The following is a 24,592-nucleotide window of genomic DNA, read 5'->3' as shown; positions in this document are numbered from 1 at the left end:
GCGATGAATAAAATTCAGCATAAGTTAATTACAGGCGGCGTGATAAATGAAAAGGCCCCACCGGGCCTTTTCAACGTGCTGCGAAGAGGTTACTCGATGTTCTGGATCTGCTCGCGCATTTGCTCAATCAGCACTTTGAGCTCGATAGCGGAGTTAGTAACCTCTGCATTAATCGATTTGGATGCCAGCGTGTTCGACTCACGGTTGAACTCCTGCATCATAAAGTCGAGACGGCGGCCAACCGCTTCTTTTTTCTTCAGAATGTTGTAGGTTTCTTTAACATGCGCTTCAAGGCGATCCAGCTCTTCGGCGACATCGATGCGCTGTGCCATCAGGACCAGTTCTTGCTCAAGACGGTTATTCTCAAGCTGCACTTGCGCTTCTTCCAGTTTGGCGACCAGACGCTCGCGCTGCCACTGCAGGATTTCCGGCATATGGGCGCGGACTTTGCCAACTTCGGTGCTCACGCCTTCCAGACGCTGTTCAATCAGCCCTTTTAGCGCCTGACCTTCGGTTTCACGGGCGACGATAAAATCATCCAGCGCGCCGTCAAGTGCGGCGAGGATCTGCGCGGCGATGGCGTCCAGATCCTGCTCCTGGGCAGCCATTACGCCAGGCCAGCGTAGAATATCAACCGGGTTAATTTCCCCTTCGTCGCTCTGCATTTTGACCCAGTTCGCTGCATTCACCAGCTGTTTGGCCAGTTTTTCATTGAGGATCAGTTCGCCCTGCGCACTGGCATCTGGCTCAAAACGGAGATTGCACTCCACTTTACCGCGCGTCAGACGGGTACGCAGACGTTCACGCACAACCGGCTCAAGGCTGCGAAATTGCTCCGGCAGGCGGAAGTACGTTTCCAGATAACGCTGGTTAACCGAGCGCAGTTCCCAGGAGGCAGAGCCCCATTCACCCTTGATTTCACGCCGGGCATAGGCGGTCATACTGCGGATCATAGACGTTCCCGTTTTCAAAGAGAGATGCGGGGATTATAGCTTTCGTGGCCTTATCAGGATAGGAATAACCTTGGTAAGCCAGTATAATGCGCAGCCACATTCGATAAGCCGGAGAAATTATCATGCGTCCAGCAGGCCGTAGCGCCACCCAGGTGCGCCCCGTCACCCTGACCCGTAATTACACAAAACACGCAGAAGGCTCCGTGCTGGTTGAATTTGGTGATACCAAAGTGCTGTGCACTGCGTCCATCGAAGAAGGCGTTCCGCGCTTTCTGAAAGGTCAGGGCCAGGGCTGGATCACCGCCGAATATGGCATGCTGCCGCGCTCGACTCATACCCGTAACGCGCGTGAAGCCGCGAAAGGCAAACAAGGCGGGCGTACCATGGAAATCCAGCGGCTTATTGCCCGCGCGTTGCGTGCGGCAGTGGATTTGAATGCGCTGGGTGAATTCACCATTACGCTTGACTGCGATGTCATTCAGGCCGATGGCGGTACGCGTACCGCATCGATTACTGGCGCGTGTGTGGCGCTGGCGGACGCGCTGAACAAACTGGTCGCCGCCGGGAAGCTGAAAACCAACCCGCTGAAAGGCATGGTTGCCGCGGTCTCCGTGGGCATCGTTAATGGCGAAGCCGTTTGTGATCTTGAATATGTGGAAGACTCCGCAGCTGAAACTGACATGAACGTAGTGATGACGGAAGACGGCCGCATGATTGAAGTTCAGGGTACGGCGGAAGGCGAGCCATTCTCCCACGAAGAGTTACTCACCCTGCTGGCGCTGGCCAGAGGGGGGATCGAATCGATTATCGCGACGCAGAAGGCGGCGCTAGAGAATTAATTTTAAGGGCGACTGATGAGTCGCCCTTTTTTTTGCGCTTTATACTTCATGCGGCTTCTTTGTCGGCTGCCGCAAGTCATGCCTGCTCTGTTCCTGGTGTGGCTTACGTGGTTTGCGCGAGGTCGCGCGAGGTATTTTGCGTAATCTGTAAATAATGAAAAGTGAGATGAGGAGCGGATCCATGAAAGCGTATCAGCGTCAGTTTATTGAATTTGCGCTTAACAAGCAGGTACTGAAGTTCGGCGAGTTCACGCTGAAATCCGGGCGCAAAAGCCCCTATTTCTTCAACGCCGGGCTGTTTAATACCGGGCGCGATCTGGCTCTGTTAGGGCGTTTTTACGCCGAAGCGCTGGTGGATTCCGGTATCGATTTTGATCTGCTGTTTGGCCCGGCTTACAAAGGCATTCCTATCGCCACCACCACGGCCGTAGCGCTGGCGGAACATCACGAACGCGATGTACCTTACTGTTTCAACCGTAAAGAAGCCAAAGACCATGGCGAAGGTGGCAATCTGGTGGGCAGCGCCTTGCAGGGCCGCGTGATGCTGGTGGATGACGTGATCACCGCCGGAACGGCGATTCGGGAATCGATGGAGATTATCCAGGCCAATGGCGCAACGCTTGCTGGCGTGCTGATTTCACTGGACAGGCAGGAACGCGGTCGTGGTGATATTTCGGCAATTCAGGAAGTGGAACGCGATTATGGCTGCAACGTAATTTCGATTATCACGCTCAAAGAGTTGATTGCGTATCTGGAAGAGAAACCGGAGATGGCCGATCACCTGGCTGCTGTGCGTGCCTACCGCGAACAGTACGGCGTTTAAATGTGTTCCCGGCAGGCGACTGCCGGGGCAGTTTTATACCAGCTTCGCGCCCTGAGTGTTTACATAAAGTGAATAGACCGAGGTGCTGGAGGCCATAAACAGGCGATTGCGCTGTTCGCCGCCAAAACACAAGTTAGCGCAACGCTCCGGCAGGTGGATCATCCCAATCGCTTTGCCTTGCGGATTGAACACGCGTACGCCGTCCAGCTCCTCAGTACCCATTCCCCAGCCGCACCACAGATTGCCATGCATATCGATGGCAATGCCGTCTGCCGTGCCGTTACCGCAGTCGATATGTACTCGCCGGTTTTTTAGCTGATCACCTTCGATATCCCACGCTAGAATTAAACGATTAGGCGTCGCGCGGCTTTCTACCACAAACAGCGTATTTTCATCCGGCGAGAAGCAAATGCCGTTTGGACCTTTAACATCGCCCAGCACCACTTCCAGCTTGTGGGTTTCAGGATCCTGGCGGTAAACATTTTGCGGTAACTGCGGCGTGGCTTTGTGCCCTTCATAAAAACCAGCAATGCCGAATGGCGGATCGGTAAACCAGATGGAGCCGTCGGATTTCACCGCTATATCGTTCGGCGAATTCAGCGGCTTGCCGTCATAGCTATCTGCCAGTACGGTGATGGTGCCGTCGTATTCTGTGCGTGTAATGCGGCGGGTATCGTGCTCACAGCTGATTAGACGCCCTTGCCTGTCGCGGGCGTGCCCGTTGGCGTTATTGGAAGGCTGGCGAAAAACGCTGGTTGCGCCAGTGGTTTCATCCCAACGCATGACTGCGTTGTTGGGTATATCGCTCCACAGCAGCATGCGGGTATCGCCAAACCAGACGGGCCCTTCTGCCCAGCGGCAGCCGGTCGCGATCTGCTCTACTTTGGCGCTGGAAACCATATAGTCGCGAAAGCTGTCATCCAGCGCGACGATGCTGGGATCGGGGTAGCGGGCCGAGGGTGTCCAGGCGGCAATACTCTTTTGGCTTAAAAGCAGTGATGCGGTGGCGATACCGCTGAGTTTAAGCAGTTCCCGACGTGATGTTGCCATCAAGCGTCTCCTTATTTGTAGGGTAATTATGAGGATGTTTCGCTTAAGTGGAAAGATACTGCCAGAGGGAGGGTAGGGAAACCGCGACGCCGCGACATCTGGCATCTTAACGAATTACGTTGGGCTTTTTCACAGATTGCGGAGAAATGAGAATGCAGCCACAAGGGCTGCATGAGGTATTACTGTAATTGTGCGGCCAACAGCGGCCAGCGGGCGTCGAAATCTTCGGTCGGACTGTATTTAAACTCACTGCGCACAAAGCGCGATAGCATCCCTTCGCAAAACGCCAGCAGCTGGCTTGCGAGTAACGTTTCATCCGTCGCGTAGGCTTCGCCTTCACGCATCTTGCGTTCGCGCAATACCTGGCGCAGCTGCGCTTCAATGCGTTCGAACAGCTGGCTAATGCGCCCTTGCAGGCGGTCTTGTTCGAACATCAGCGCGTGGCCGGTCATAATGCGTGTCAAACCCGGATTACGTTCACCAAAGCCCAGAATCAGCAGCACAATCAGACGCAGACGTGCAGTGGTGTCTTTTTCGTCCTTTAAAATCAGATTGATACGGGTAATCAGGCTATCTTCGATAAATTCAATCAGGCTGTCGAACATGCGCGTTTTACTGGGGAAATGGCGGTACAGCGCCGCTTCAGAAACGCCAACGGACGCCGCCAGTTTTGCCGTCGTAATACGCTGGCTTCCATCGCTGGATTCCAGCATTAGCGCCAGAGATTGAAGTATTTCCTCGCGACGATTCCTTTTCGCAGTTTGTTTTTCTGCCATGTTCCAAAATACCCCTGAAAATAAGCACTTGTCAGGCGAGCAACCACAGGGCGACCGCAAACGGAGTGCGTTTGCGGTGATGTTATCGCGTTATTTCGCCGTGTGATGCGTTAAATAGGGCTGCTTATTGGCGCCCGGAATGGCCGAAGCCGCCTTCGCCGCGCTCGGTCGCGTCGAAAGATTCTACAAGGTTAAATTCCGCCTGAACGACCGGCACAAAGACCATTTGCGCGATGCGTTCACCCGGCACGATAGTAAAGCTGTCCTGGCCGCGGTTCCAGACGGACACCATCAATTGGCCCTGGTAATCCGAGTCAATCAGCCCCACCAGGTTGCCCAACACGACGCCATGTTTATGGCCCAGACCAGAGCGCGGCAGAATGACCGCAGCCAGTGAGGGATCGGCAATATGGATTGCCAGGCCAGTCGGCAGCAACGTGGTCGCACCCGGCGCCAACTCTACGGCGTCGTCGAGACAGGCGCGCAGGTCAAGTCCGGCGGAACCGGAGGTGGCATATGTCGGCAGCGGGAATTCCTTGCCAACACGCGGGTCCAGAATCTTAACGTCGATTTTTTTCATCATAACGGGTAACGATCTCGTCCAGTAATAGGTGTCCCAGAAGTTCTTTACGCTCCAGCGGCAAGCGTTTGTCGCCATCCTGCCAGAAAAGGTGTAACGCGTTGTTGTCGCTATTAAATCCCTGATTCGATTGCGAAACATCGTTGGCGCAAATCAGATCAAGGTTTTTGCGGGCGCGTTTTTGCCGGGCATATTCTTCCACATTATTTGTTTCGGCAGCAAACCCAACAACATAAGGGCGATGAGCAGAAAGTGCGGCAACGCCAGCGACGATATCCGGATTTTTCACCATTTTTATCGTGATTTCATCGCCTTGCTTTTTGATTTTTTCTTCAGCAACGCTGGCGGCGCGATAATCCGCAACGGCGGCGCAGCCGATAAAAATATGCTGCTGCTGAGCACGGCTCTGGACCGCGGCCTCCATCTCCAGCGCAGTGGTCACATCCACACGTTGCACCAGCGGCGGCGTAGCCAGCGAAACAGGACCGGAAACCAGCGTGACATTCGCACCACGGCTTGCAGCGGCGGCGGCAATGGCGAAGCCCATCTTACCGGAACTGAGATTGGTGATGTAACGCACCGGATCTAACGGTTCACGCGTCGGACCGGCGGTAATCATGATGTTCAGATGTTGCAGATCTTTGACCGGCGAGAAATGCGCGGCGGCCATATCCACAATGGTCAGTGGATCGAGCATTCTTCCAGGACCCACATCGCCACAAGCCTGGCTGCCACTGTCCGGGCCCCACAGCAACAGCCCACGCGAGGCCAGCACCTGCAAATTATGCTGGGTGGCGGCGGCGCGGTACATCTGCTGATTCATTGCGGGGACAACAGCCACAGGCGACGGTGTGGCGAGGCAAATAGTAGAGACCAGGTCATTTGCCATACCGGCGGCGACGCGGGCGATTAAATCTGCAGTGGCGGGGGCGAGAATCACTAAATCAGCCCATTTGCCCAGCTCAATATGACCCATTGCCGCTTCGGCGGCGGGATCCAGCAGACTATCGGAAACCGGATAACCGGAAACGGCCTGCAGACTCATCGGCGTAATAAAGGCTTTGGCCGCCTCGGTCATTGCGACACGGACTTCCGCGCCGCGATCGCGCAGACGGCGCACCAGCTCGGGCGCTTTATAGGCCGCAATACCGCCACTCACGCCGAGGACAATCTTTTTACCCGCCAGACTGATCATGATTCTTTCCTGTTGGATTTCACCAGAAGCTGGGCATTTTATCACAATCCTTAAGTTGTCGTGCTGTTGCCCACAAACCACTTTGCGAGGCACTACGCAGAGATATGACTCCCTGGTCGAAGGGAAACGGCAGCTATGGCAGCATTGGCGAGTTTGAAGGAGAAATGAATATGGATATTGTTTTTACGCCCCAGAAACCGCGTGAAAAGATGTTGAAGTTTGGTATTGAATCACTGACCGATGTGGAACTTCTGGCGCTTTTTTTGCGCACCGGAACACAGGGAAAAAGCGTACTCACCGTGGCGCGCGAAATGCTCAAGCAGTTTGGTTCGTTATATACGCTGCTCTCCGCCGATCTTGATGATTTTAAGGAGGTGCATGGCATTGGCCTTGCCAAATACGCTCAACTACGTGGTATCGGTGAACTGGCGCGGCGCTATTATAATGCGCGCCTGCTGGAAGAGAACTCACTGCTGAGCCCGGAAATGACGCGCGAGTTTTTACAAAGTCAGCTGGCGGGCGAAGAGCGCGAGATCTTTATGGTGATCCTGATGGATAACCAGAACCGGATACTCAAACATTGTCGGCTTTTTACCGGTACGATTAACCAGGTTGAGGTGCATCCGCGAGAAATTTTGCGTGAAGCGTTAAAAGTCAATGCGGCCGCCGTGATCCTCGCGCATAATCACCCCTCTGGTAACGCTGAGCCGAGTAAAGCGGACAGGCAGATCACCGAGCGGGTTATAAAATGCTGCCAGTTCATGGACATCCGGGTGCTCGATCATCTGGTTATTGGCCGTGGTGAGTACGTTTCTTTTGCCGAACGTGGCTGGATTTAGACCACTTTGCGCGATCCATCGGGATCTTTGTCTGTTCGGGACTTGAGCACACCGCCGACTCAGCGTATACTACGCCACCTTTGAGAATCTCGGGTTTGGCATTTGGGCCTGGCAATCGAGAGTTCACATAGAACTGCGATGACCGGGCTGTAAAGCCTGACGAGGCGCCGATACCCCATACGAAGCTCGAGCTAATTTGATTTTTGGAGAATAGACATGTCCCGAGTCTGCCAAGTTACTGGCAAGCGTCCGGTGACCGGTAACAACCGTTCCCACGCACTGAACGCGACTAAACGCCGTTTCCTGCCGAACCTGCACTCTCACCGTTTCTGGGTTGAGAGCGAAAAGCGTTTTGTCACCCTGCGTGTATCTGCTAAAGGTATGCGTGTAATCGATAAGAAAGGCATCGATACAGTTCTGTCTGAACTGCGTGCCCGTGGCGAAAAGTACTAAGTACTTAAAGGATATAAATCATGGCTAAAGGTATTCGTGAGAAAATCAAGCTGGTTTCTTCCGCTGGTACTGGTCACTTCTACACCACCACGAAGAACAAACGTACTAAGCCGGAAAAACTGGAACTGAAAAAATTCGATCCAGTTGTCCGTCAGCACGTGCTGTACAAAGAAGCTAAAATCAAATAATTTTAGTTTTCTTGCACAAAAACCCCGCTCTGTCGGGGTTTTTGCATTTCTGACCACCCATAAACCGGAGACGAGATGCCTGAATTACCCGAAGTCGAAACCAGCCGCAGAGGTATTGCACCACACCTTGTTGGCGAAACCATTCTTCATGCGGTGGTGCGCAACGGGCGATTGCGCTGGCCGGTTTCCGAAGAGATCCACAGCCTGAGCGACAAACCGGTACTGAGCGTTCAGCGCCGCGCCAAATATTTGCTGCTCGAATTGCCCGACGGCTGGATCATTATTCACCTTGGCATGTCCGGTAGCCTGCGCATTCTTCCCCATGAGTTGCCTGCGGAAAAACATGACCACGTCGATTTGGTGATGAGCAATGGCAAAGTGCTGCGCTACACCGATCCGCGTCGTTTTGGCGCGTGGCTGTGGACGAAAGAGCTGGAAGGCCACAATGTACTGGCGCATCTCGGCCCGGAACCGCTCAGCGACGCTTTCAATGCCGATTATTTCCGGCAGAAATGCGCGAAGAAGAAAACCGCCATTAAACCCTGGCTAATGGACAACAAACTGGTGGTCGGCGTGGGGAATATCTACGCCAGCGAATCGCTGTTTGCCGCCGGGATCCATCCCGATCGGCTGGCTTCGTCACTCTCGGCGCAGGAGTGTGAAATTCTGGTGCGGGTGATCAAAGCGGTGCTGCTGCGCTCTATCGAACAGGGCGGAACCACGCTAAAAGACTTTTTGCAAAGCGACGGTAAACCGGGCTATTTCGCTCAGGAGTTGCAGGTATATGGCCGGGAAGGGGAACCTTGTCGCGTCTGCGGCACGCCGATTGTTGCCGCAAAGCATGCACAGCGTTCAACGTTTTACTGCCGACGCTGCCAGAAATAAGAACCAGAAAACTTATTTAAGCTTCTCTAACAGCGCCTGGTGAACGTCAGGCGGCAGGAAGTGGGTGACATCGCCCTGATGACGCGCCACTTCTTTGACCAGCGTAGAAGAGATAAACGACCACTCTTTCGACGGCATAAGAAAGACGCTTTCCAGCTCCGGCATCAGGTGACGGTTCATATGCGCCAGCTGCATCTCATATTCGAAATCCGCTACCGCCCGCAAGCCGCGAATAAGGATATTTGCCTGCTGGGCGCGGGCAAAATTGGCCATCAAATCACTAAACCCCACCACGGACACATTCGGCAGATGCGCCGTCGCCGCTTGCGCCAGCGCCACGCGCTCTGGCAGGTCAAACAGCGGTTTTTTGCTCGGGCTGGCGGCAATCGCTAACACCACCTCATCAAACATCGTGGCGGCGCGGGCCACAATATCAATATGCCCGTTGGTGATGGGGTCAAAGGTGCCGGGATAAATCGCTTTTGTACTCATCGCTTATTCTTTCTCTGAATAACCGTGGTTCAGCGCCCACAGCTCGGTGTATTTATTGAAAGTATACTGCGCGTTAACCACCGCCAGCAGCCAGCCCTGTTTACCATCCAGCACGCCGCCGCGCAGTAACAATGTTTTGGCGAATGCGCCCAAAGTATGCGCGAAAATTCCCGGTAGCGACGTTTTTTTACCGCGCTGATGGCGTTCCTGCGCCCACGCCGTGGCGTAATTGAACTGTTTGCGCTGAAAGCTGGCGAAATCCCGGCAGGTCAGATGCAGCAAATCACCACTGAGCGCAATGACCGGCGCTTGCGGCGCATCCAGCGATTCATGTACCAGATTGCCGTTGTACTGATAGCGCTCACGTTCGTACAGGCGGGTAACGCGATCCGGATACCAGCCGCTGTGACGCATAAAACGACCAAGGAAATAGTTACGTCGGGCAATGCTGTAAACGGCGCCCGGCTGCGGTACGGCGAGCGTGGTGCGAATTTGCTCTGCGAGTTCCGGGGTGACGCGCTCGTCGGTATCAAGCATCAGGATGTAATCGCCGCTGGCGTAACGCTGTGCCAGCTGACGCTGTACGCCATAGCCTGACCAGTCGGTATGAGTGAAAACTTTGGCACCCGCGCGGCTGGCAATGCCAACCGTGTCGTCGCTGCTACCGGAATCCAGCAGCACAATTTCATCTGCCCAGGCAACGGACGCCAGGCAGTCGGGCAGCAGATCCGCCGCGTTTTTGGCGATCATCACCACCGACAAACGTTTGGACATTAATGGCTCCGCTGAGGTAAATACGGTTGCAGAAGTTGCAGCAGACGCGCGAGCGCCCCCTGGTTCTGGTGCAGCACTTCCACCGCGTGGCGGCCGTACCATAACCGGTAATCTTCATCCGTCAGCAGGGTCGACACCTCTTTCACCAGTGAATCCGCATCGGTGACGGTGATCAACCCTTCCGCCTCCTGCAGGCGTGAGCAGATATCTTTGAAATTAAATGTATGCGGCCCCATCAGCACGGGAATCGCGTGCGCAGCAGGCTCCAGCGGGTTGTGGCCTCCGCGCTCAACCAGGCTGCCGCCGACAAACGCCAGATCGGCAATGCCGTAAAGTAGCATCAGCTCGCCCATGGTATCGCCAATCACCACCTGCGTGCTGCTGGACGGGATTTCGCCCGAGCTGCGTAAGGTGTAGCTGAACCCGGCTTTCTGCGTCAGATTGCGCGCATCCGGGAAGCGTTCCGGATGGCGAGGCACCAGGATCAACAGTAAATCAGGGAAGGTTTCCAGCAGCTTGCGGTGCGCCTGTAAAATAATCGCTTCTTCACCGTCGTGCGTGCTGGTGGCAATCCACACCTGGCGACGTGGTGCCCACTGGCGACGCAGTGTTATCGCACGGGCGGCGAGTTCCGGCGTCACGGAGATATCAAATTTCAGGCTGCCAGTGACAGTCAACTGGCTGCGTTTTAAGCCTAATTGCAGAAAACGGTCGGCATCTTCCTGGTTTTGCGCGGCGATTAGCGTGATTTTGCTCAGCAGACGGCGCATAAATTTGCCCAGCTTGCCGTAACCTTTTGCCGAGCGTTCTGACAGCCGTGCGTTAGCGATAACCAGTGGGATTTGGCGCGCTTTCAGCGCGGAAATCATGTTCGGCCACAGTTCGGTTTCCATCACGATCACCAGCTTCGGGCGAACATTGTTGAGGAAACGGTTCATGGCGCAGGGCAGATCATACGGGAGATAAACATGATGTACGTCTTTGCCGAACGCGGACATCACTCGTTCTGAGCCAGTTGGCGTCATGGTGGTCACGGTGATGGGCAGCGAAGGATAACGGTGGCGCAGCGCGCGCACCAGTGGGATCGCCGCCAGCGTTTCTCCCACGGAAACGGAATGCAGCAGAATACCGTCCGGCTTCACTTTGTTACGACAAAAACCATAGCGTTCAGCCCAGCGTTTGCGGTAAGCAGGGGCTTTGCGGCTGCGAAGTAATAATCGCAACCACACCAGAGGCTGAATTAAGTAAAGCAGGGTGGTATACAACAATTCCAAGCGACTATCCGTTTTTTTAAGATTCGGCGGGCAAATTCTAAGCATTTAGGGCGGCTAAAGCTATACCTTTCCAGCCTGATAGAGTGATGGCTTACCGCCACCCCTTCAAAGCAGCGCTGAGTTCCTCAGCCACTGTCTGCCAGCCATAACCAGCAAGGGTTTCTTGCCGGGCATGCTGGGCTACCAGATGGAGGTCAGTCCGATTGAGCGTTGCCTGAATATCTTCTGCCATCGAGGTTGTTGAGAGTGGTTCCCGCATTACAAATCCGGTTTTCCCGTCGATAACAAATTCTGAAATTCCGCCGCGAGGGCTGACCAGTACCGGGATGCCGGAGGCCATGGATTCAAGCGCCACCATGCAGAATGGTTCTTCAAAGCGAGAAGGTACTACGGTCAGATCTCCTATTGCGTAAACCTTATGCATATCTGCCGGTGCAACGCTACCCGCCAGAATACAATTGCTGCCCATGGTCTGTGCCATCTCTCGAATTTCTTTTTGATACTCCGCGCGCGGACCACTATTGTTCGCTTTTGGATCACCAATGATCACCAGTTTCAGCTGTTGCCCGGACTGATTCATTTGATGTACGGCTTGCATCAGTTCCAGCGGTCCCTTTTCTGGCGACAACCTACCAGCATAAAGAATCACAGTATCTGTTTCAGTCAGGGCAAACTGTTCTCGTGACCAGCGATCGCCATCAGCGTAAAGTTCGACATCAATACCATTAGGCACAACTTTTACATCTGCACCGGGAACCTTTTCTTTGTACCAGCGAGCCAGAAACCGGCTGGGAACAATAATCTTGACCGCGCTGGTGAGCTTGTCGGTATCCTGCATATTGTGCATATGCAGAATCATGTCCTGTTCAGGATAATGTCGCGCGGCCGCCGTATACAGATGAATAGAATTATGCACGATCAGTGTTTGCCGTTCAGCGCGCAGGCTACGTGCTCGGCGAATTACTCGCCATGCATAAGAAAGTGGGTCCCAACGTGTCCACTTTTGGAAGATACGTTTATAGACACGACCAATGCCAATACGGTAAATCGAACAATGCGGGGTAATATTTTCCTGCTGCACTTCGCCTTTACGGATACAAATAATTTCTGTCGAAACGTGCAACCTGCTGGCTACGTTATAGACCCACCACTCCACCGCAGCGGCATGGCGAGGTGGGATCGAATGGATTGGCGGAACGGTAAATATGAGTTTTTTTTTCATTTTCAATTTTGCCGTAACAGATGATGAATAATGCGGGAAATCTGTTGCGCACGGTGATCCCAGGTAAATGTTTTCGCCAGCGCCAGAGCTGCATTCGCGCGTTTTTGCGCTTCATTTCTATCATCGACTACGCTCTGGAGTACGCGCCCCAGATCTTCACTGTTTTCGCTTTCGGCAAAAAAGACGCTCGACTCATTCACGACTTCACGGATTGACGGTAGGTCGGCAATCACAATTGCTTTGCCCATTGCCATATATTCAAATAGCTTGAGTGGCGAGGTATACCGGCTGGCAATGCTGGTTTTGGTAAGTGGCAAAATGCAAATATCATGGCGGGCTATCTCGTGGAAGCGCTGGCTCGGATTCACATAACCGATAAAATCAATTTTAGCTGTTACTCCTTCCTGCTGTGCCAACGCGGACAGTGTTGTGATCTGTTCGGCATTACCACCAGCGATTGTTAGCTTTGCGCCAGTTACATGACGCATTGCACTGATAGCTGTAGGGATGCCTTTCCAGGGATGGAGGCTGCCGAGATAAAAAATTGACACGGGTATAGATGGTGACGGTGAGGCTGTCTTCAGCGCCTCATTAGCTGCCACGCTGTCCACGCCGTCGGGGCTGACGATACAAGGAGTATTGACGTTGTAGTGGCGGCGAATATCCTCTTCAAGGAAGGAAGTCAAAACAACAATTGCTGCCGCATTCTGATAAACAAAATGCTCATTTTCCAACAGAGTCTGGTATTTGCGCTTATTCTTTGCTTGGTTGAGGTCATGAGACTCCTTAAAACTTTGAGCAAATATCTCGTGACTTTCAAAGATAACCGGAATGACCAGCTTCTGGCTGAGCAGGAAACGGGCCATTTTCAGATTACGAGTATAAATTGCATCCACGGGGTTGCGATTCAGCCAGCGTCGGACCATCAAAAAGAATATTTTTTGAGTATTAAAAGGAAAATACCATTTTCCACGTGGGTCAGTTAAAGGTGAGAAGACGACACCTTCCGAAACGGAACGACCCAGCACACTTTCAACGGTGGTATGGCTGGAGGGCGTGACAACAAACACCTGCATATCGTGTCGCGCAAAAGAATCCACATTCTGCAAAATTTGCAGTGATGCAACGCGGATGTCCGGCACTGCATAGGGATCGATATAGGCAAGTTTGATCATTTGTCGAGCGCCGAAAGTAGACGTAGAGCTGAGTGCTGCCAGGTATAAAGATTTTCGATACGCTGACGTGCGTTATGCCCCATTGTTCGGCGGTATTCGCCGCCTTCCACCAATTTACGGATAGCAGCGGCAATTGCTTCCGGGTGGCCAGGTGAAACCAGTAATCCAGCTGAGCCTTCATTTCCAATCACTTCCGGGATTCCACCAATATAGCTACCTATAACGGGTAATCCGCAAGCCATCGCTTCAGCAATGGTAATACCAAAAGCTTCGTCACCAGTGCTGGGGAAAATACCCGCATCACCACTTCTATAAAATGCTGGCAGGGCTGAATGCGCAACCGGCTCGTGGAAAATGACCTGTTTGTCCACACCAAGATCGCGAGCTTGCGCCTGTAGTTTTGTCTGTTCTTCACCATTGCCAACAATGAGAAAGCGAACCCGCTCGTCTTGCAATAGCGCCAGTGCTTTCAACACGTAAGCAAGGCCTTTCCAACCGACAAGCCGCCCGGCAAAGACCAGTAAAAACTTGTCATCATCAATGTCCAGTGTATGACGAATGCTACCAGTTGCAGGAGTAAACTTATTTATGTCCACACCGTTATAAATCACATGCGGGAAGTGCTTAAAGTGATGCTGAATCTGCCATGCATTAAATTCACTACATGCCACCCAGGCGTCAATTCGTTTACCCAGGCGGCGATCGAACCTGAAAAAACTAGTGCCTCCACTCATATAGCAGAAACGCGTCTTGCTGGACGCAGGCATCAGATGTGGCCAAAAGAAATCGAAAGGTTTGGTAAGAATGACCCAGTCCAGATCATCTTTCACGACCGCTTTTCGGGCATGGCGTGCCATAGAAAGGCGTTCAACGATGCGCTGGAACCGGCGCCCCAGATTAATCACCTTTTCTCGTGGTGTATAAGGATATGTTCGTACGGTAATCGCATAACTCGCTACATCATGGCGAATATCCCCTTCTCCCCCATAAAGGAATATCTCATGGCCAAGGTCTGCCAAAGCTTTTGCAAGTTCCCAGACTGCAGTTTGGATGCCTCCATAAGAAGTTGTTATGGTCACATCCACAAATCCAATTTTCATTAGCTTACCTTTAGATCAATGTGTTTCGCGAGCTGCGTATTGACCGCATTCCAGACAGTTTCAACATCAATCTTTGACATTGGCTCTTCACGGCTGGCGTCAGAATAGTCAACAGGATGTTCGATAACAACCAGACCAGGGTGCTGCTGCGGCGCAAGGTACTTTCCTGGATGGAAAGCATGGTACATCGCTACCATCGGGATACCCAGGGCACCAGCAAGATGAGTGGGGCCGGTATCCACACCCAGATAAAGAGAAAGCTGACTCATCACCGCTGCGTTTTGTCTCATTGTCAGCTTCCCTGCGAGCGATGTGGCGGAGGAACCCAGTTCAGAGGCCAGTGCTGCAGCGGTGGTTTTTCCTTCAGGCCCGCCTAATAAAAGTATATGACTGTCGGGATATGCCTGTAACAAACGGTTCGCTATCTCCTTAAAAGAGGATATCGGCCAGTCGCGATAGGCTTTTGCGGGAAAACTTTGCAATTGAAAACCGATCAAACGCTTATTATGCAGATTGTTTTTATTCAAAAACTGGCGTGCAGAGTCCAGTTCTTGTGGCGTAACACAATAACAGAGGCGCCAATCGGTAACCTCAACGCCGACGGCTTGAGCTAGCAACGCTCGTTCCTGCTGGGCTGGCATTAACTGTTTCGGCGGGACTACCGTGCACCAGTTGGCATTACCTGTTTTGTCAGAGAAAGAAACCGTCAGTATAGAAACGCGTTTGGCATAGTCCACCAGCGCATCATCACTACCGTATACCAGTGCTAGATCGTATCGCTGACGGTGGAAATATTTCATCCATACCGCTTTTTTCTTGGAGAAGGGGCGAATAGTATTCACCCAAGGCAGATTTTCGAGCACCGAGGCTGTTTTCTTATGCGCGAACACATCCAGTATGGCCGTAGGCCACTTTGTTTTTAATGCTTTTAATACCGGTGTTATTAATAAAGTGTCGCCAAAGCGAGCAATGTTAATGACAAGAATTTTTTGGGGCTGCATAAGCGGACCTGCTATCACACTTTTTCACATTGTACACTAGCGGCTACAGATGAGTCACGGTAGGAGTAGAGTAGCCGACTACCGCGACATAATCGGCTAATTAAGGCTGCAGTTATTCAGGTATTCTCTCAGCTTTAATCCTGAATCCAAGTGCCATGAGTAATCCCAAATGAATGCCAAGTACATTTAAATAGACATTTTCAAATGTTCCTCGAACGATAACCCAGCCGATAAACGATACCATCAGTAACAGCACAGCCTGTGCTGTGATAGTATTCGAACTACTTGCCATAAATGCTCTATAGGCATAGTTGATAGTGCTCAGCGTCAGGATAATTAGTGCTAGCAAGCCAACAATACCTGCAGCAAACCAGATAGCCAGAAAGACATTATGGGGCCCGAGAGACTGCTTATAAATCCAATCAGGGTGGTCCTTGACCTGCTCGTTATATATGCGATGGAACACGCTATTACCAAAACCATAGCCTTTGATGGGGTTTTGCAGAATTAACTCAAGTGCAGTTCCTTGTGTACCCCCGCCGTAGCGGTTGCTGCTAGAAGTTTGCTCCATTTTTCTTGTCAGTGGGTGTTGCTGCGCATTATCATAAGAGACCAGCGTTACTGCGCCGCAAATTAGTGCTGTTATGCCCATGAAGGCCAGCATTTTTTCTTTATTAAAAATAATGACAATTGCGCTCATTACCACTGCTGCAAGCCATGAGCCACGCGCAAAAGTACCCAGCATAAATATTATGGTGATCATTGTGGCGACGATTAAACAAGCCCAGTGTGGTAGACTGTTCTTTTTATAAATATACCAAAGGCTAAGAATAACCGGAAAGCATAAAACATAGCCATCTGAAAGGTCGCGATGAGTCATTTCTGTAAAGGGCATAACCCCCTGATGATATTCATCAACATACATTAAAAGGTCTCGTACACAGGTAATCACGAGGCCTGCAGCAATCGATATCAGTATCATCTTTGCGATTTGAATCGCTGAATTTTTATGTAAAACAATAGGTAGTACAAATGAGAAAAGCAAAATACTATTTAGTATGGGTTTATTCATACTGTCGAAACTGATCTGAGGATCTATGGAGATAAATAGTGAATAAAATATTGTGAGAACAAAAAAGATAACACTAAAGAAAAGTTTGTTCTTTAGTGGTGCCAAAGCAAGGCGATAATTTTTAAATAAAAAGAATATCGCTATTGCAATCATTAAGATAACAGTCAAGTTTTTAAACTTTGTCAACTCGGCTGTAAAATTAAGTGCAATAAATAATCCCACCAAATAGAGCGGAAAGGATTCTTTTTTACTTCCATTAAAAAGTGAATTAAATACCATTCTTTTTATTCTCAATTACATTATGATATAAACTATAAAGCTCATCGGAAATATAGCTTGCAGTCAGATTTACCACTTTATTAAAAGAGGTCTGGCTGGCAAAATTATAGTCAAATCCATTTTGTAATTGTCCGATAGCACCGGAAAAAGAGGCCCAGTCCAGCGCATCGAAAACATATCCATTTATTCCATTATCTATAAACTCTTTTCCTCCACATTTATTAGAAGTCAATACCGGTAATCCACAGGCCATCGCTTCTAAAATCGTATTAGGAAAAGGATCATAGCGTGTTGGCTGAATTAAAGCGTCAGCCATTGCATAAAACGGCGCAGTCTCTTTCTGCACACCCGCAAAAAGAAGTCGTGATTCACAGCCCAGAATGCGAGCCAGTTTCTTATATCGTGTGATCTTGCGGTCATTTCCTACAACCAATAACCACGCAAGTGGATGCTCTGCAATCGATCTGATTGCGACATCCAATCCCTTACGCTCAAAGCCGGAGCCTACAAAAAGCATCAGTGTTGCATCTTGAGGAATAGCGTAGCGCTCACGCATCGGCTGGCGATGTATGGAAATCAGCGATGGATTCCATATACTGGTATCGATACAGTTGTAAATCACATGGATCTTATTGGGGTCAATAGCAAAGTGAGCGATAATCTCCGCTTTCACCATGGCCGAATTACAAATCACTTTTTCCAACGCTGGATGTTCAAACATCGCTTTTTCCTGGCGAAGCTGATAGCGGTGGAAGCTGGAAAGTGATTGGACTAATTTTTGTAGCGGATTCATCGTGCGTGAGCGAATGTTCAGCCATTCACGATGTACGCCGTCACCAGCGCGATAAATAGTACAGCCGGGAATGCGTTCATGGCTCTGTACAATATCAAATGCGGCAAAATGGCTCTGTGCTTCACGCGCAAAATTTATTTCGCGCTGTAAGCGATTTTTTGCCGGCGGGTCACAAGTAATGACATGATAAGCTGCGCTGGAACCTGTTTCCCATTGACGAGTGATAATGCTGATATCCAAATCGCTTTTATCGCGCAGGGCACTTAATGCTCTGGAGACAAAGCGCTCAGCTCCCCCATCAGGTCGATATTTTTGTCTGACAATAGCAAGCTTCATTGGCTAACCTGGATAATATTTATTGCCTCAATCACCTGGCTTCTGGGCAGTTGTACTAGGCAGTCGCAGATATGACTATTGGCGCAGCCTGCTTGTCCGCAAGGACGACAGGGATGATTATGAGAAGTTACAACCTCACTTTTAACCATCCATGGGCCCCATTCTTTGTCCCCAGTGGGTCCAAATAAAGCTACCACTGGCGTTTGCATCGCTGCAGCGATGTGCATTGGCACCGAATCGACGCCGAAGAGCATTTCTGCATGTTGAATTAATGCAGATAATTCCTTCAGGGACATGGTTCCGGATAGGTCGAGAAATGGCGTGGTAACGATGGCGCGAAGATCTTCCACCATCTTCATTTCTTCTTTAGACGGCGCAGCGCTCAGTACAACGGTTTTACCTTGGCGGCTGAGATATTCCATAATTGCGGCGACATCTTTAGTGTTCCAGCATTTGAACATCCAGCGTGAAGTTGGGTGGACGACAACGTAAGGTTGGTTCTGCCAACCTGCAGCATATAGCTTATCTTTTACCCCTAGCTCCGCAGCTTCTCCGGCAACCAGCACCAGCTTGCGTTCTTCTATCGTAGGCTGTAAGCCCAGTACCCGAAGCGTATCCAGATGGCCTTCAACTGTATGACGAAGATGAATGCGTTTGACTTGCTTCTGGAACTTTTTTCGCCAGAAAAACAACCGTTTCCTGTTTTCGTTATAGAAGGTCACGCCATGAGGGATCTTCCCGAGTTGGGCGAACCAGAAGCCGCGCATGCTTTCTGTCAAATGCAAAAGGAGATCATAGTGCTGGCTTCTGATATGGCGAATAAGTGCTAGTTCTTTTAGAAAATGTCTCCACACACCAAGCTTTTTCCATTTACGGTCAATTATCAATACGTTATTAATCGCTGGGTGCAGGGTCAGCATATCAGCAGTTTCAGCATAGACGATAACGTCTATTTGGGCGTTAGGATAATGACGACGTAAGGTGGTAAAAATGGGTGACGTCAGTAGAACATCGCCGTGATGCCTCAGTTTGGTCACAAGAATACGTTTAAATTCAGACATGAAAGTACCTAACTCGACATTATTAAATTATGTGTGCGTCTTTTAGCTGACGGAACACATCGCTGCCGGGCAGGTCATGTAATGACCGGCTGTCAGAAGGGCGACAGATTACCTGATTACGCCCATATCCGCCAATTAAACCAGGATCCGTTGGGCCATAAAGCGTGATGTTCGGCCTGTCCAGCGCAGCGGTAAGATGGCTTAAACCGGTATCGACCGAGACGACAAACCGCGCGCCTGCCAGTTCTCGTGCCACATTCTCAAGGCTCATCCGCGGCAAAACGTCGACAAAATCCAGCCCTTGCGCCAGCCGTTTCGCGCGGGCTTCTTCATGCGGCGCGCCCCACGGAAGCTTGATGCGTAAACCGCTATCTGCCAGCAAATTAAGTAACTCGCGCCAGTGCGCTTCCGGCCAGTGCTTATCATCGCGGGTGGTGGCGTGTAAGAACACGGCATAGGGCGAATGCGCTGCGTCCGCGACGGCAAAGTGGCGGGCAATGGCGTAATCGCCCTGCGTTTGTGGTTTGGTATAACCGAGGCTTTTGGCGAACAGCTCGCGGGTGCGCTCAACGGCGTGTTGCTGTTTAGCAATGTGGTGACGGCGATTATAAAACAGGCTCGCCAGCGGTTCGCGCGCGGTACTCCAGTCCATACCGTGCTTCACACCGTGCGCCAGCCGGGTGACCAGCGCGGCGCTTTTCACCAGCCCTTGCGCATCAATAATCGCGTCGTACTGTCCGGCCTGCACCGCTTCGCGAAAGGCTTTACGCTCAGCAGCAATCGGCGCGGAAAACCAGGCTTTGCGCCAGCGGCGGATCGCCACCGGGATAACGCGCTCAACGGCGGCATGCCAGGCGGGGATCTGGGCGAAACCCTCTTCTACAACCCAGTCAAAGCGGATGCCGGGAATCGCCTGTGCGGCATCGGTGAGCGCGGGCAGCGTATGCAGCACATCGCCCATCGACGAGGTTTTAACAATCAATACCCGCATCGGTTATCCTTCCGCGTCCAGCAACAGCGCGTTCAACTCTTCCAGCACGCGCTGCGGGGTAATATCGATCAGACTCTGGTGATACCCTTCAGCGGCGTCGCCTTTGCGCACTTTGTGGTAGCCGGAAATCAGGCGGATCACACGCGCTTTGTGCGACAGCGGCGGGGTGAAATCCGGGCTGCTTGGACCGTAAAGCGCCACCAGCGGACGATTAAGCGCGGCGGCGACATGCATCAAACCGGAATCATTGGTAACGACCGCTTTACAGGCGGCAATCAGCACAACGGCTTGTTCCAGCTGCGTTTCACCGGCCAGATTGCGGCACCAGGCTTGCTGCTCGGTGCTGAGCGAAGCCAGGATCTCGTTGCCCGCTTCGTGATCTTTCGCCGAACCAAACAGCAGCACCTGGTAGCCTTCATCAATCAGTTGCTTTGCCAGCTCTGCGTAATGGTAGTGCGGCCAGCGTTTCGCGGGGCCAAACTCTGCGCCGGGGCAAAAACCAATCAGCGGGCGTTCTGCTGAAATATCAAACGTCGCGCAAACTTGTAACTTTTCGCTGTCGTTAACTTGCAACTGCGGCCACAGCAGCGGTTGCGGCAGATCCTGCGCCGAGCGCATCACACCGTTGTCATATGCCAGCGCGACATAGCGCTCTACCATCAGCGGCCAGGCTTGTTTATCCAGCGTGCGAATGTCATTGAGCAGGCCGTAACGCATTTCACCGCGCCAGCCGGTACGGTGTGGCACATTGGCGAAAAAGGGCACTAACGCGGATTTAAACGAGTTGGGCAGCACGTAGGCGCGGTCATAACGGCGCTCGCGCAGGCTGTGGCCCAGCTTACGGCGTGCGCCAATTTCCAGCGCACCGTGACCAAGCGGCATCGGGATCGCTTCGTTGACTTCCGGCATGCGTGATAAAAGTGGACGGCACCACGCGGGTGCCATCACATCGATTATCGCCTGGGGAAAGCGCGCTTTAAGCGTGCGATAAAGACTCTGCGACATCATCATATCGCCGACCCAGGACGGGCCAATGACCAAAATTTTCATACTTACGCGTCGCGGTTCAGCCAGGCCATATACTCGGTTACTCCTTCGGCGACAGTTTTAAACGGTTTGTCGTAACCTGCCGCGCGCAGGTTGGTCAGATCCGCCTGGGTAAACGCCTGGTAGCGGCCTTTCAGTTTGTCCGGGAACGGAATGTATTCGATGCTGCCTTTTTTGTGGAAGGCCAGCGTCGCATCGGCAACGGCCTGGAAAGATTCCGCGCGACCGGTACCCAGGTTGTAGATACCGGAAACACCGTTTTCCCAGAACCACAGGTTGACCGCCGCGACATCGCCCACGTAGACGAAATCGCGTTTGAAGTTTTCGCTGCCTTCGAACAGTTTCGGGCTTTCGCCGTTATTCAACTGGGTATTGAGGTGGAAGGCCACGCTCGCCATGCTGCCTTTATGCCCTTCGCGCGGGCCATACACGTTGAAGTAGCGGAAACCGACGATCGGCGAGTTCGCTTCCGGCAGGATGCCGCGCACATACTCGTCGAACAGCATTTTTGAGTAGCCGTAGACGTTGAGCGGCTTTTCATATTCGCGGGATTCAATAAAGTCCGACGTACGCCCGCCGTAAGTGGCGGCGGACGAGGCGTACAGGAACGGGATTTCACGCTCCAGGCAGTAATGCAGCAGCTCTTTGGAGTACTGATAGTTGTTATCCATCATATACTTGCCATCCCACTCGGTGGTGGAAGAGCATGCGCCTTCGTGGAATACCGCTTCAATATCACCGAACTCTTCGCCAGACATAATCTGGATCAGGAAATCTTCTTTATCCATGTAGTCGGCAATGTGCAGGTCAACCAGATTGACGAATTTGGTGCCGTCTTTCAGGTTGTCCACCACCAGAATGTCGGTGATGCCTTTATCATTCAGGGCCTTAACGATGTTACTACCGATAAAACCCGCGCCGCCGGTCACGATGATCATAACTGTACCTTTGAAAAGTGGAGCGTTGAGACGATCTCAGACACTAATGTCTCTTATCATATCATCACATTGACGACCCTTCAGCCATTCACCCAGTGAACGATATGGCTATGCGTGATTTATGCTACAAAATGAAGAATGGATGCTGTGTCATCTCGTATCACCGTATACCTTTCGGTAATATGTGCCGAAATTTGCCCAGTCTGGAGAATTGCGATGCGTGGGGATTTTTATAAACAGTTAACGAACGACCTGGAAACCGCGCGTGCGGAAGGGTTGTTTAAAGAAGAACGCATTATTACATCAGCCCAGCAGGCTGATATCACCGTGGCGAACGCGGGACATGTCATTAACTTCTGCGCCAATAACTATCTTGGCCTTGCTAACCACCCTGATTTGATTGCTGCGGCGAAAGCCGGCATGGACAGCCACGGCTTCGGCATGGCGTCGGTGCGCTTTATCTGCGGCACGCAGGACAGCCACAAAGTGCTGGAGAAGAAGCTGGCCGACTTCCTCGGCATGGAAGATTCCATTCTTTATTCCTCCTGCTTCGACGCGAATGGCGGCCTGTTTGAAACGCTGCTCGGCGCGGAAGACGCCATCATTTCCGACGCGCTGAACCATGCTTCCATCATCGACGGTGTACGTTTGTGTAAAGCGAAGCGCTACCGCTACGCCAACAACGATATGCAGGAACTGGAAGCCCGCCTGAAAGAGGCGCGTGAAGCGGGTGCGCGCCATGTGCTGATTGCGACTGATGGCGTGTTTTCCATGGATGGCGTGATCGCTAACCTGCAAGGGGTGTGCGATCTGGCGGATAAATATGACGCGCTGGTGATGGTCGATGACTCTCACGCCGTCGGTTTTGTTGGCGCGAATGGTCGCGGCACACATGAATATTGCGACGTGATGGGGCGCGTAGACATCATCACCGGCACGCTGGGCAAAGCGCTTGGCGGCGCGTCCGGCGGTTACACCGCTGCGCGTAAAGAGGTAGTGGAGTGGCTGCGTCAGCGTTCCCGCCCGTATCTCTTCTCCAACTCACTGGCACCCGCCATTGTTGCCGCGTCCATTAAAGTGCTGGAAATGCTGGAATCCGGTGCTGAACTGCGCGATCGCCTGTGGGCAAATGCCCGTCTGTTCCGCGAAAAAATGACTGCCGCAGGCTTTACGCTGGCAGGTGCCGATCACGCGATTATCCCGGTGATGCTGGGCGATGCGGTAGTGGCGCAGAACTTCGCACGCGAGCTGCAAAAAGAGGGGATTTACGTCACCGGTTTCTTCTTCCCGGTGGTGCCGAAAGGTCAGGCGCGCATCCGTACGCAGATGTCTGCGGCGCATACGCCTGAACAAATTGAACGTGCGGTAGCTGCCTTTACCCGCATTGGTAAACAACTGAGTGTGATTGCCTGAGGGCGTGAAATGAAAGCGTTATCCAAACTGAAAGCGGAAGAAGGCATCTGGATGACCGACGTACCGGAGCCGGACGTTGGTCATAACGATCTGCTGATTAAAATTCGTAAAACCGCGATTTGCGGTACTGACGTGCATATCTACAACTGGGACGACTGGTCGCAAAAAACCATTCCTGTGCCGATGGTGGTCGGTCATGAATATGTCGGCGAAGTAGTGGGCATCGGCCAGGAAGTGAAAGGTTTTAAAATTGGCGATCGCGTTTCCGGTGAAGGTCACATTACCTGCGGCCACTGCCGTAACTGCCGCGCCGGGCGTACACACCTGTGCCGTAACACTACGGGTGTGGGCGTTAACCGTCCGGGCTGTTTTGCTGAATACCTGGTGATCCCGGCGTTCAACGCTTTCAAAATCCCCGACAATATTTCTGATGATTTGGCGTCGATTTTCGATCCGTTTGGTAACGCGGTGCACACGGCGCTCTCCTTTGATTTAGTCGGCGAAGATGTGCTGGTCTCCGGCGCAGGCCCGATTGGTATTATGGCCGCGGCAGTGGCAAAACACGTTGGCGCACGTCATGTGGTGATCACCGATGTGAATGAGTACCGCCTCGATCTGGCGCGCAAAATGGGTGTGACCCGCGCGGTTAACGTCGCCAAAGAGAATCTGGCGGATGTGATGGCAGACCTGGGCATGACCGAAGGGTTCGACGTGGGTCTGGAGATGTCCGGTGCGCCGCCTGCGTTCCGTACGATGCTCGACACCATGAACCACGGTGGCCGTATTGCGATGCTGGGTATTCCGCCGTCCGATATGTCTATCGACTGGACTAAGGTCATCTTTAAGGGGCTGTTTATCAAAGGGATTTACGGTCGTGAGATGTTTGAAACCTGGTATAAGATGGCGGCGTTAATCCAGTCTGGTCTGGATCTTTCCCCGATCATTACCCACCGTTTCAGCATTGATGAGTTCCAGCAGGGCTTCGACGCGATGCGCTCGGGGCAGTCCGGCAAAGTGATTCTGAGCTGGGATTAGCTCAATGA

26 protein-coding genes are annotated in these 24,592 nt (G+C 52.2%); 8 read left to right on the top strand and 18 right to left on the bottom strand.

Going from position 1 to position 24,592, the window contains the following annotated elements; translation table 11 throughout:
• Positions 1–89: 89 nt before the first annotated feature.
• The gene (locus IP581_RS22625; RefSeq protein WP_193821415.1) at positions 90–953 is read right to left on the bottom strand and encodes a YicC/YloC family endoribonuclease; all 864 of its coding nucleotides are present in this window, start codon (positions 951–953) and stop codon (positions 90–92) included.
• A 122-nt stretch (positions 954–1,075) separates the two neighbouring features.
• On the opposite strand from IP581_RS22625, the gene rph reads away from it, so the two are divergent.
• Together rph and pyrE are read left to right on the top strand one after the other, a co-directional pair.
• Positions 1,076–1,792: a ribonuclease PH gene (gene rph, locus IP581_RS22620; protein WP_193821414.1), complete on the top strand. Its 717-nt coding sequence runs from the start codon at positions 1,076–1,078 to the stop codon at positions 1,790–1,792.
• A gap of 181 nt (positions 1,793–1,973) precedes the next feature.
• Positions 1,974–2,615, top strand: a complete 642-nt coding sequence (pyrE, locus tag IP581_RS22615) for an orotate phosphoribosyltransferase (protein WP_086872413.1) — start codon at positions 1,974–1,976, stop codon at positions 2,613–2,615.
• Between the two features lie 33 nt (positions 2,616–2,648).
• Here pyrE and IP581_RS22610 read toward each other — a convergent pair whose 3' ends face one another.
• The 4 genes from IP581_RS22610 to coaBC all read right to left on the bottom strand — a co-directional run bounded on the left by IP581_RS22610 (position 2,649) and on the right by coaBC (position 6,216).
• Positions 2,649–3,665, bottom strand: coding sequence for an SMP-30/gluconolactonase/LRE family protein (locus IP581_RS22610; RefSeq protein WP_193821413.1), 1,017 nt, complete (start codon positions 3,663–3,665; stop codon positions 2,649–2,651).
• 179 nt (positions 3,666–3,844) lie between these two features.
• Complete coding sequence (slmA, locus tag IP581_RS22605; protein ID WP_017458168.1) at positions 3,845–4,441, bottom strand: nucleoid occlusion factor SlmA; 597 nt, start codon at positions 4,439–4,441, stop codon at positions 3,845–3,847.
• A gap of 124 nt (positions 4,442–4,565) precedes the next feature.
• Positions 4,566–5,024 carry a dUTP diphosphatase gene (gene dut, locus IP581_RS22600; RefSeq protein WP_017458169.1) on the bottom strand — a complete coding sequence of 153 codons (459 nt, stop codon included), beginning with the start codon at positions 5,022–5,024 and terminating at the stop codon, positions 4,566–4,568.
• Complete coding sequence (gene coaBC, locus IP581_RS22595; RefSeq protein ID WP_162494954.1) at positions 5,002–6,216, bottom strand: bifunctional phosphopantothenoylcysteine decarboxylase/phosphopantothenate--cysteine ligase CoaBC; 1,215 nt, start codon at positions 6,214–6,216, stop codon at positions 5,002–5,004. The genes dut and coaBC overlap by 23 nt, the downstream gene beginning before the upstream one ends.
• A gap of 170 nt (positions 6,217–6,386) precedes the next feature.
• On the opposite strand from coaBC, the gene radC reads away from it, so the two are divergent.
• The 4 genes from radC to mutM all read left to right on the top strand — a co-directional run bounded on the left by radC (position 6,387) and on the right by mutM (position 8,581).
• Complete coding sequence (radC, locus tag IP581_RS22590) at positions 6,387–7,055, top strand: RadC family protein (RefSeq protein WP_086872417.1); 669 nt, start codon at positions 6,387–6,389, stop codon at positions 7,053–7,055.
• A gap of 216 nt (positions 7,056–7,271) precedes the next feature.
• The gene (gene rpmB / locus IP581_RS22585; RefSeq protein WP_002436699.1) at positions 7,272–7,508 is read left to right on the top strand and encodes a 50S ribosomal protein L28; all 237 of its coding nucleotides are present in this window, start codon (positions 7,272–7,274) and stop codon (positions 7,506–7,508) included.
• 20 nt (positions 7,509–7,528) lie between these two features.
• Complete coding sequence (gene rpmG, locus IP581_RS22580) at positions 7,529–7,696, top strand: 50S ribosomal protein L33 (RefSeq protein WP_003024094.1); 168 nt, start codon at positions 7,529–7,531, stop codon at positions 7,694–7,696.
• 75 nt (positions 7,697–7,771) lie between these two features.
• A complete protein-coding gene (gene mutM / locus IP581_RS22575) occupies positions 7,772–8,581 on the top strand; it encodes a bifunctional DNA-formamidopyrimidine glycosylase/DNA-(apurinic or apyrimidinic site) lyase (RefSeq protein ID WP_097399816.1) in 810 nt (269 codons plus the stop codon).
• A gap of 12 nt (positions 8,582–8,593) precedes the next feature.
• Here the strand turns inward: mutM and coaD are convergent, their stop codons facing one another.
• From coaD to rfaD, 13 genes are all read right to left on the bottom strand, one after another.
• Positions 8,594–9,073: a pantetheine-phosphate adenylyltransferase gene (gene coaD / locus IP581_RS22570; protein WP_086872421.1), complete on the bottom strand. Its 480-nt coding sequence runs from the start codon at positions 9,071–9,073 to the stop codon at positions 8,594–8,596.
• Between the two features lie 3 nt (positions 9,074–9,076).
• Positions 9,077–9,847, bottom strand: coding sequence for a glycosyltransferase family 2 protein (locus tag IP581_RS22565; protein WP_193821412.1), 771 nt, complete (start codon positions 9,845–9,847; stop codon positions 9,077–9,079).
• The gene (gene waaA, locus IP581_RS22560) at positions 9,847–11,121 is read right to left on the bottom strand and encodes a lipid IV(A) 3-deoxy-D-manno-octulosonic acid transferase (RefSeq protein WP_193821411.1); all 1,275 of its coding nucleotides are present in this window, start codon (positions 11,119–11,121) and stop codon (positions 9,847–9,849) included. Before waaA ends, IP581_RS22565 begins: the two co-directional genes overlap by 1 nt.
• A 91-nt stretch (positions 11,122–11,212) precedes the next feature.
• Positions 11,213–12,343: a glycosyltransferase gene (locus IP581_RS22555; protein WP_193821410.1), complete on the bottom strand. Its 1,131-nt coding sequence runs from the start codon at positions 12,341–12,343 to the stop codon at positions 11,213–11,215.
• A 2-nt stretch (positions 12,344–12,345) separates the two neighbouring features.
• Positions 12,346–13,518, bottom strand: coding sequence for a glycosyltransferase (locus IP581_RS22550; protein WP_193821409.1), 1,173 nt, complete (start codon positions 13,516–13,518; stop codon positions 12,346–12,348).
• Entirely contained in the window at positions 13,515–14,618 is a 1,104-nt protein-coding gene (locus IP581_RS22545) for a glycosyltransferase family 4 protein (protein ID WP_193821408.1), read from the bottom strand. The genes IP581_RS22550 and IP581_RS22545 overlap by 4 nt, the downstream gene beginning before the upstream one ends.
• Positions 14,618–15,619: a glycosyltransferase family 9 protein gene (locus IP581_RS22540; RefSeq protein WP_193821407.1), complete on the bottom strand. Its 1,002-nt coding sequence runs from the start codon at positions 15,617–15,619 to the stop codon at positions 14,618–14,620. Before IP581_RS22540 ends, IP581_RS22545 begins: the two co-directional genes overlap by 1 nt.
• A gap of 112 nt (positions 15,620–15,731) precedes the next feature.
• Positions 15,732–16,970 carry an O-antigen ligase RfaL gene (gene rfaL / locus IP581_RS22535; RefSeq protein WP_193821406.1) on the bottom strand — a complete coding sequence of 413 codons (1,239 nt, stop codon included), beginning with the start codon at positions 16,968–16,970 and terminating at the stop codon, positions 15,732–15,734.
• Entirely contained in the window at positions 16,960–18,099 is a 1,140-nt protein-coding gene (locus tag IP581_RS22530) for a glycosyltransferase family 4 protein (protein ID WP_193821405.1), read from the bottom strand. Before IP581_RS22530 ends, rfaL begins: the two co-directional genes overlap by 11 nt.
• Entirely contained in the window at positions 18,096–19,160 is a 1,065-nt protein-coding gene (gene rfaQ, locus IP581_RS22525; protein ID WP_193821404.1) for a putative lipopolysaccharide heptosyltransferase III, read from the bottom strand. Before rfaQ ends, IP581_RS22530 begins: the two co-directional genes overlap by 4 nt.
• A gap of 22 nt (positions 19,161–19,182) precedes the next feature.
• Positions 19,183–20,151 (bottom strand): lipopolysaccharide heptosyltransferase RfaC, encoded by a 969-nt coding sequence (rfaC, locus tag IP581_RS22520; RefSeq protein WP_193821403.1) that lies wholly within the window; start codon positions 20,149–20,151, stop codon positions 19,183–19,185.
• 3 nt (positions 20,152–20,154) lie between these two features.
• The gene (gene rfaF, locus IP581_RS22515; RefSeq protein WP_086872441.1) at positions 20,155–21,201 is read right to left on the bottom strand and encodes an ADP-heptose--LPS heptosyltransferase RfaF; all 1,047 of its coding nucleotides are present in this window, start codon (positions 21,199–21,201) and stop codon (positions 20,155–20,157) included.
• 2 nt (positions 21,202–21,203) lie between these two features.
• A complete protein-coding gene (gene rfaD, locus IP581_RS22510; protein ID WP_017458185.1) occupies positions 21,204–22,136 on the bottom strand; it encodes an ADP-glyceromanno-heptose 6-epimerase in 933 nt (310 codons plus the stop codon).
• Between the two features lie 216 nt (positions 22,137–22,352).
• On the opposite strand from rfaD, the gene kbl reads away from it, so the two are divergent.
• Both kbl and tdh read left to right on the top strand, forming a co-directional pair.
• Complete coding sequence (gene kbl, locus IP581_RS22505) at positions 22,353–23,549, top strand: glycine C-acetyltransferase (protein WP_193821402.1); 1,197 nt, start codon at positions 22,353–22,355, stop codon at positions 23,547–23,549.
• A 9-nt stretch (positions 23,550–23,558) separates the two neighbouring features.
• The gene (gene tdh / locus IP581_RS22500; RefSeq protein WP_086872445.1) at positions 23,559–24,584 is read left to right on the top strand and encodes an L-threonine 3-dehydrogenase; all 1,026 of its coding nucleotides are present in this window, start codon (positions 23,559–23,561) and stop codon (positions 24,582–24,584) included.
• The last annotated feature ends 8 nt before the right edge of the window (positions 24,585–24,592 follow it).

This window comes from Kosakonia pseudosacchari, from assembly GCF_015167415.1.
GTDB classification, from domain to species: domain Bacteria; phylum Pseudomonadota; class Gammaproteobacteria; order Enterobacterales; family Enterobacteriaceae; genus Kosakonia; species Kosakonia pseudosacchari.
The sequence above is the reverse complement of the archived record's forward strand: the minus strand, read 5'-3'. Positions and strand labels throughout refer to the sequence as shown.